Origin of the sequence: Desulfosarcina sp. (assembly GCF_046496365.1) — a bacterium.
Lineage (GTDB): Bacteria > Desulfobacterota > Desulfobacteria > Desulfobacterales > Desulfosarcinaceae > Desulfosarcina.
Map to the genome: position 1 here is coordinate 124,141 of NZ_JAWOHB010000144.1, position 7,157 is coordinate 131,297.

A 7,157-nucleotide genomic window follows, 5' to 3' on the forward strand; every position below is an offset into this window, starting at 1 on the left:
TGCCTGTCAATGCACCTGAAGTCAGGATTTTACGACGATCGCTCCCTTGGGGCAGACGTCGATACACACCCCGCATCCGCTGCAGACCAGGGGATCAACGGCGGTATGCTGTCCATCGTCGACCACCACCAGCGCCGGACACTCGAAATGCTGATGGCAGAAACCGCATCCATCGCACGCCTCGTTCACCATGACCTCGATGGGATCGCGCGCCTGGCCCTGGCGGACCAGATCGATGATGCAGGGGTGGCGGGCGATGACCACCGCCGGCCCCTCGCTGCGGCTGAAGGCCAGCGCCTTTTTGAGCATCGCAATGAAACCGGTGGTTTCATAGGGATCGCCGACCTCAAGGAAACGGACGCCGCAACCTTTTACCAGGTTTTCCATATCTACGGCCACCAGTTTTTCCCCCGTGGCGCCGCTGCCGGTGGCCGGCGTCGGCTGGCTGCCGGTCATGGCCGTGGTGCGATTATCCAGAATAACCAGTACGAAGCGGACATTCTGAACCACGGCGTCGATGAGAGCGGGTACACCGGCGTGAAAGAAGGTCGAGTCGCCGATTGTGGCTACGATATCGGGCCGCTTGGCTGCGTGCCTGTAGGCCTGATAGAATCCGGCGGCCTGACTGATGGCTGCGCCCATGCAAAGGACCGTATCCACGGCCTTGAGGTTCAGTCCCAGGGTGTAGCAGCCGATGTCGCTGGTATAGATCCCCCGCGGCGCCGCCTGCTTGATTGCAAAAAAGCTGGCCCGGTGGGGGCAGCCCGCGCACAGGGTCGGGCGGCGACCGGGCGCCTGGGCCAGTGAAGGGATGCGGGTCTCCACAGCGCCGAAATCGGCCAGCAGCGCCTCGATCTTTTCGGGCAAAAGTTCGCCCACCCTTGGCACCGCCCCGTTTAATTTGCCTTTAACACGGCTGCGGTCCGCCAGCTGCATCTCGATGACCGCTGTGGTCTCTTCCAGGATCAGCACCTGATCATAGGCGTCCAGCAAAAGGCGGATAAAGGCGGTATGCAGCGGGAATGGCTGGTTAACCTGATAGAACGGAAGCGTGTCCCACAGGTGAAGATTTTTGAGCGCTTCGGTCGTGTAGGCGGCGGCCACCCCGCAGGACACCACGGCGGACCGCCCGCTGGCCTGCGGATTGCGCAGAACGGGTTCGGTGTCCGGGTACTCGGCGATGCGGGCCAGCTTCGCTTCCAACTCAAGATGAAGCTGGAACCGAAATTTGGGAGTGGCCGCCCAGCGCGACGGCTCCTTTTTGAAATCCGGTCTGGCTTCCAGGTGCAGGATATTGCCGGGACGCACATCCTGACGGGAATGGCACACACGGGTCGTGGGCCGCAACATAACAGGGGTTTTAAAGGCCTCGGAAAGGGCAAAGGCCGTTTTGATCATATCCTTGGCCTGACGGGGTGAATCCGGGTCCAAAACGGGGATTTTGGCCATCATGGCCATCATGCGGCTGTCCTGCTCGGTCTGGGAAGAGTGCGGGCCGGGGTCGTCGGCGCTGATGACGATGAACCCCCCCGCCGTGCCCATGTAGGCAGCGCTCATCAAGGGGTCCGAAGCCACGTTGAGACCCACCTGCTTCATGGCCACGGCCGTGCGCAGACCGGCCATGCTGCCCGCGTAGGCGATTTCCAGGGCCACTTTTTCGTTAACCGCCCACTGGGTGTGCATGGCCAGGTCGAGCTGAGTTTTGTACTTGGCCACTGAAGCCAGAATCTCCGACGAAGGCGTACCCGGATAGGCTGTCGCCATGCTGCAACCATTTTCAACCAGTCCGCGGGCAATGGCTTGGTTGCCCATCATGAGTTCTTTTCCTGATGCCTGTCGCATAGATTCCTCACAGCGATGTTACGGTACGCCTTGCTATCTTTCGACCAGGAGATGATCAATACACTTTAATTGATCAATTGTCGAGGGTGGTTGACCGATGCCACCGGGTTCTGTCAACCTCCGGGTTCGCGTGCCCTGCTGCGGCACGACAAACGGACAACCGGTTCGCAGCATGCCCGCAAGGGCATTTTTGCAGGGCACACATTGTGTCATGGCAGGTTCACAAGACGCTGCCCGATGGCAGCCTGCGTGGGATCTGAAAATGGGGCCGGCCCCTGATACTGATTTTCAACACTTGACCTGAGCCCGCGGCTGACGTAGTCTGTGGCCGCTTTGATGATCGTACTGATTCTGTCTGGAGGAACAGTGGCCGGCTTTCAGGACCTGATGCAATTCGTGTTTGCAGGAATCACCAGCGGCGCTATCTATGCGTTGATCGCCCTTGGTTTCTGCGTGGTGCACAACACCATCGGCATTGTCAACTTTACTCAGGTGGATTTTGTCTCCCTGGGCGGGATGTTCCTGTTCAGCGGCCTGTTTTGGATCGGCCTGCCAATGGTGCTTGCCCTGCCCTGTGCCGTGGCAGCCGTTGCCGTGGTGGGCATCGTTGTGGAACGCCTGGGGGTCCGGCCTTCGCGTTCCCAGAACCACCTGGTGCTTATTTTTCTGACCATCGGCATCTCCATCATTCTGCGCGGCGTCATGAAGCTGGTTTGGGGAAAAAACCGCATGGCCGTGCCGCCGCTGGCAGGTGAGGCGCCGTTGCACATTGCCGGCGCCACCATTTTGCCCCAGGCCGTGGCTGTCCTGATCGTTACCGCCCTGGCCATCGGCCTGCTGGTGGTTTTCTTTTACGGTACAAGATTAGGTCTGGCCATGCGCGCCGTGGCCTCCAACCAGACGGCCGCTTCGGTGGTGGGTATTCCCGTTGGGCAGGTCAAAGCGGCCAGTTTTGTGCTGGCTGGCGGGTTGGGAGGGTTGGCCGGCGTGCTGGTTACCCCCATCACCACCTTGAGCTATGATGTGGGCGTTCTGCTGGGCCTCAAGGGTTTCGCCGCGGCTATTTTAGGCGGTTTCGGTTCTTTTCCGGGCGCCGTAATAGGCGGTGTGGTGCTGGGTCTGCTGGAATCTCTGGCGGCCGGTTACTGGAGCAGTGCATACAAGGATGTGGCGGCCTTTGTGGTTTTACTGCTGGTGTTGTTTATCAGGCCCAAGGGGCTGCTGGGGAAATCATGACGACCCGGGAAAATCTGTTCTATTTTCTCTGCCTGCATCGCACCGGACTAACCGTTCTGGCCCTGTCCGTCATGCTGCTGGTATGGCCGCTGTGGATCAGTAATCCTTACCATCTGGGACTGTCCAACCTGATCGCCATATACGTCATGGTGGTATTGGGTCTGAATCTGTTCATCGGCTATGCCGGACAGATCAGTCTGGGGCATGCCGCTTTTTTCGCTGTCGGTGCATACGGATCGGCCATTGGCACCACCACGCTGGGTGGACCGGCCTGGCCCGTCATGCTCGTGGTGGCGCTGGTGGCAGCGCTGGTCGCCCTGGCGGTGGGGCTTCCCGCACTCAAACTGAGCGGGCACTATCTGGCCATGGCTACCTTGGGTTTCAACATTGTGGTCTATACCATCTTGGTACAATGGGATACCGTCACCGGGGGGCCCAGCGGGTTTTCCGGTGTTCCCTACCTCGCCATCGGATCCCTGGTATTTGACAATGAAATTCGCTTTCATTACCTGGTGTGGACATTTGCCATGCTTGCCCTGCTGATGTGTCTCAATCTGGTGCGCAGCGGTGTGGGGCGCGGTCTGGCGGCTCTGGCCGAGGATGAAACCGCTGCGACGGCGTTGGGTGTGGACACCCGCCGTGCCAAGGTCAAGGTGTTTATCCTGTCGGCGGTGCTGGCCTCGGTGGCCGGCAGCCTGTTTGCGCACTGCTACGCTTTTGTGAGTCCGGATTCGTTCGACATATTCGTTTCGGTGGATTTTGTGATCATGGTGGTGGTGGGCGGCATGGGCTCCATCTGGGGAACCCTGTTCGGTACAGCCCTGATCACGATGCTGCCCGAATGGATTGAAACGCTGGAGACGGTTAAAGATATCATTCATGGTCTGATTCTGGTGCTGATTCTTATTTTTCTGCCACAGGGACTGGTCACGGGCATCGTCGACGCGGTGCGCACACGCATGGTATGGCGCCGCCATGCTTGAACTGCAGCAGGTGAGCAAATGGTTCGGCGGGCTGCCGGCCCTGCAGGAGGTCTCCTTTCGCGTTGAACCGGGGCGGGTCACGGCGCTGATCGGCCCCAACGGTGCGGGAAAATCTACCCTGATCAATTGCATCAGCGGTGTGGACAAGGTCCAAAGCGGGAGCATCCTGCTGGAAAAATGCCCCATCGAGGCCCTTCCGGCCCATGCTATCGCCGACCTTGGCGTTGCGCGGACCTTCCAGAACCTGAAACTGTTTTCCCGGCTGTCCGTGCTGGACAATGTATTGACCGGTCTGACGGTAGCGGCTGAACGCGCCTTTATCGTCTCCATGTTGCGCCTGCCGGCCCTGCGCCATCAGGAACGGCAACTTCGCCTGCGGGCCCTGGAGGCCCTGGACGAGTTCAGTCTGGTACAAAAGGCCAACTGGCCGGCATCGGCACTGTCCTACGGGGAAAAGAAACGTGTGGAGATGGCCCGCGCCTTCGTAAGCAATCCCCGGCTGGTGCTGTTGGACGAGCCGGTAGCCGGTTTGAACACGGAAGAAACGGCCCAGATCGCATGCCACATCCGTCGCCAGCGCAGGGCGGGCCACACGATGCTGCTGGTGGAGCATGACATGGAACTGGTGATGGCGGTGGCCGACCAGGTGGTTGTCCTGGACAGCGGCCGCTGCATCGCCTGCGCCAAACCGGAGGAGGTCTGCAGCAATCCCCTTGTTCTGGAGGCCTACCTGGGCCGCATGGAGGCCACGGCCTGACATGAAGCACACGCCACTGTTGGCCATCGACCAACTGACGGCCCATTACGGTGCCGCCCAGGCCCTATTCGGGGTGGATTTGACCATCGACCAGGGTGAGACTGTTGCCCTTGTGGGTGCCAATGGTGCCGGCAAGTCCACGTTGTTGAAATGTATCATGGGGCTAATGCCGGCATCCGGCGGCCGCATCGTGCTGGACGGGGTTGCGGTTCGCAAGGCGTCACCGGTAAGAATGGTGCGGCACGGACTGGCCCTGACCCCTGAAGGGCGCGAGGTCTTCGCGCATCTGACGGTGGAGGAAAACCTTGAACTGGGTGTGGCCGCGCTGAAAATCGGCCGAAAGGAAGTTGCCCGGCGCAAACAGGCCGTTTACGGCCGTTTCGGTCGTTTGGCCGAACGCAGGGTCCAGGCGGCGGGGACCCTTTCCGGTGGCGAACAGCAGATGCTGGCCATGGGACGCGCCCTGATGGCCCAGCCGCGACTACTGCTGCTGGATGAACCCAGCCTTGGACTGGCGCCCTTGATCACCGATGAGATCTTTGCCATCATCCACCAGCTGGCCCGCCTGGGCGTGACGATTCTGCTGGTGGAGCAGAATGCCGCCAGAGCACTTTCGGCCTCCCACAAAGCCTTTCTGATGGCCGGTGGACGTATCGTTCAGCAGGGTTGCAGCCATGATCTGCTGGTCGACCCCAAGCTGCGCACCGCCTTTCTGGGTGCTGCCAGCGAAAAGAAACCCGAGGCCAGCCGGTTGGGCGCAGCCGGGCTGACCAATATTCGACTGGAGAAAGCTGATATGCATCGACAGACGTTCATGCCCGACTTTCCCGACGAACAAGCCTTGGCTGCCCATCAACGCAACGGGCTGCGATGGACCGTCCGCCACGCCTTTGAAGGCTCCGGTTTCTACCGGCAACGTCTGCAAGCGGCCGGGGTCAATCCAGAGGACATCCAAAGCCTGGAAGATCTCAAGCGACTGCCCTTCACCACCGCCGATGATCTGCGTGATGGCTATCCATTCCCGTTGCGCGCGGTTCCCTTCGAGCAGATCGTTCGTATCCACGCCAGTTCAGGTACCACCGGCAAGCGTAAAATAATCGGTTACACCCAAAAGGATCTGGACGACTGGATTCACTTTTTCGCACGCTGTTACGAAATGGCCGGCGTCACCCCCCTGGACCGGGTTCAAATTGCCGTGGGGTATGGGATCTGGACGGCGGGCATGGGATTTCAACTGGGCTGCGAAAAGACCGGTGCCATGGCAGTTCCTGTGGGACCGGGAAATATCGACATGCACATTCAATTCCTGGAAGATATCCGCTCGACGGTGTTTTGCAGCACCGCCTCCATGGCCCTGCTCATGGCCGAGGAGATCCATCGCCGCGGAATCGCCGATCGAATCAGCATACGCAAAATCATCTACGGTTCCGAACGCAGCTCGCGCTCCATGCGTCGCAAGATCTCCGAACTTTTCGGCGGCGCCGAAATCTTCGACATCACCGGCCTTACAGAACTTTACGGCCCCGGTACCGGCATCGAATGCGCCGATCACGATTGCATCCACTACTGGGGCGACTACTACATCCTGGAAATCGTTGACCCGCAGACCCTGCAGCCCATGCCGGACGGCGAGTGGGGCGAAATGGTGGTCACCACCTTAAGCAAGGAGGCGGCCCCGTTGATCCGTTACCGCACCCGGGACATCACCCGCCTCATTCCCGGCCGCTGCACCTGCGGATCGGTGATGCCCCGGCACTCGCGCATCAAGGGCCGCAGCGACGACACCATCAAATTCAGAGGGGTCAACGTCTACCCCTCCACCATCGACACCATTCTTTCGGCGATTCCCGGGCTGGGCTCCGAATACCAGATTTACCTGACCCGCGACAGCGCATCCGGCAAAGATTCAATGAAACTGGTCATCGAAAGGGGGCAGGCCGTGGATGGCGCCCGGACGGCGGAGCTGGTTCATGAAACCATCTACCAGGTAAAGCGGCAGCTGCTGGTCTCAATCGATGTCGAACTGGTCGACTATGGGCAGCTGCCGCGCACTGAGCGCAAAAGCCAGCGGGTGTTTGATACGAGAATAACAGACGAAATCGTCTGATGTCCGTTTTTAAGTGGCACTTTGCGGCCCGGCTCGGCGTTCTCACAAAAACTGAATGACATAGGAGAAGGAGGAGAAGATGAAACCGATGAATCGACTGGCGGTTGTGGCCTTGGCTTTGATGCTGGTCCTGGCCGGGGGGAGCACTGCAGCGCAAGAACCCATCAAGATCGGCGCGTTTTTCGACCTGTCCGGTCCGGCGGCCTTTATCGGCACGCCCACCAAGCTGGTG

Annotated in this window: 5 protein-coding genes and 2 pseudogenes; 6 read left to right on the top strand and 1 reads right to left on the bottom strand. The window is 60.0% G+C overall.

The features are described from left to right. Nucleotides 1-21 precede the first annotated feature (21 nt). On the bottom strand, nt 22-1,815 hold the full coding sequence (locus tag R6V78_RS14400; RefSeq protein ID WP_410290066.1) for a thiamine pyrophosphate-dependent enzyme: 1,794 nt from the start codon (nt 1,813-1,815) through the stop codon (nt 22-24). Nucleotides 1,816-2,178: 363 nt separating this feature from the next. Between R6V78_RS14400 and R6V78_RS14405 the strand changes: the two genes are divergently transcribed. The 6 genes and pseudogenes from R6V78_RS14405 (at nt 2,179) to R6V78_RS14430 (ending at nt 6,925) form a co-directional block, all read left to right on the top strand. Next, nucleotides 2,179-3,078, top strand: coding sequence for a branched-chain amino acid ABC transporter permease (locus R6V78_RS14405; RefSeq protein ID WP_410290067.1), 900 nt, complete (start codon nt 2,179-2,181; stop codon nt 3,076-3,078). Further along, on the top strand, nt 3,075-4,061 hold the full coding sequence (locus R6V78_RS14410) for a branched-chain amino acid ABC transporter permease (protein WP_410290068.1): 987 nt from the start codon (nt 3,075-3,077) through the stop codon (nt 4,059-4,061). Before R6V78_RS14405 ends, R6V78_RS14410 begins: the two co-directional genes overlap by 4 nt. After that, nucleotides 4,054-4,818 carry an ABC transporter ATP-binding protein gene (locus tag R6V78_RS14415; protein WP_410290069.1) on the top strand — a complete coding sequence of 255 codons (765 nt, stop codon included), beginning with the start codon at nt 4,054-4,056 and terminating at the stop codon, nt 4,816-4,818. The genes R6V78_RS14410 and R6V78_RS14415 overlap by 8 nt, the downstream gene beginning before the upstream one ends. 16 nt (nt 4,819-4,834) lie before the next feature. Beyond that, nucleotides 4,835-5,536: pseudogene (locus R6V78_RS14420) on the top strand (ABC transporter ATP-binding protein); the annotation flags it as partial. A gap of 372 nt (nt 5,537-5,908) precedes the next feature. Next, nucleotides 5,909-6,412 (top strand): annotated as a pseudogene (locus R6V78_RS14425) (phenylacetate--CoA ligase family protein); the annotation flags it as partial. A 150-nt stretch (nt 6,413-6,562) separates the two neighbouring features. After that, on the top strand, nt 6,563-6,925 hold the full coding sequence (locus R6V78_RS14430) for a phenylacetate--CoA ligase family protein (protein WP_410290073.1): 363 nt from the start codon (nt 6,563-6,565) through the stop codon (nt 6,923-6,925). Nucleotides 6,926-7,157 lie beyond the last annotated feature (232 nt).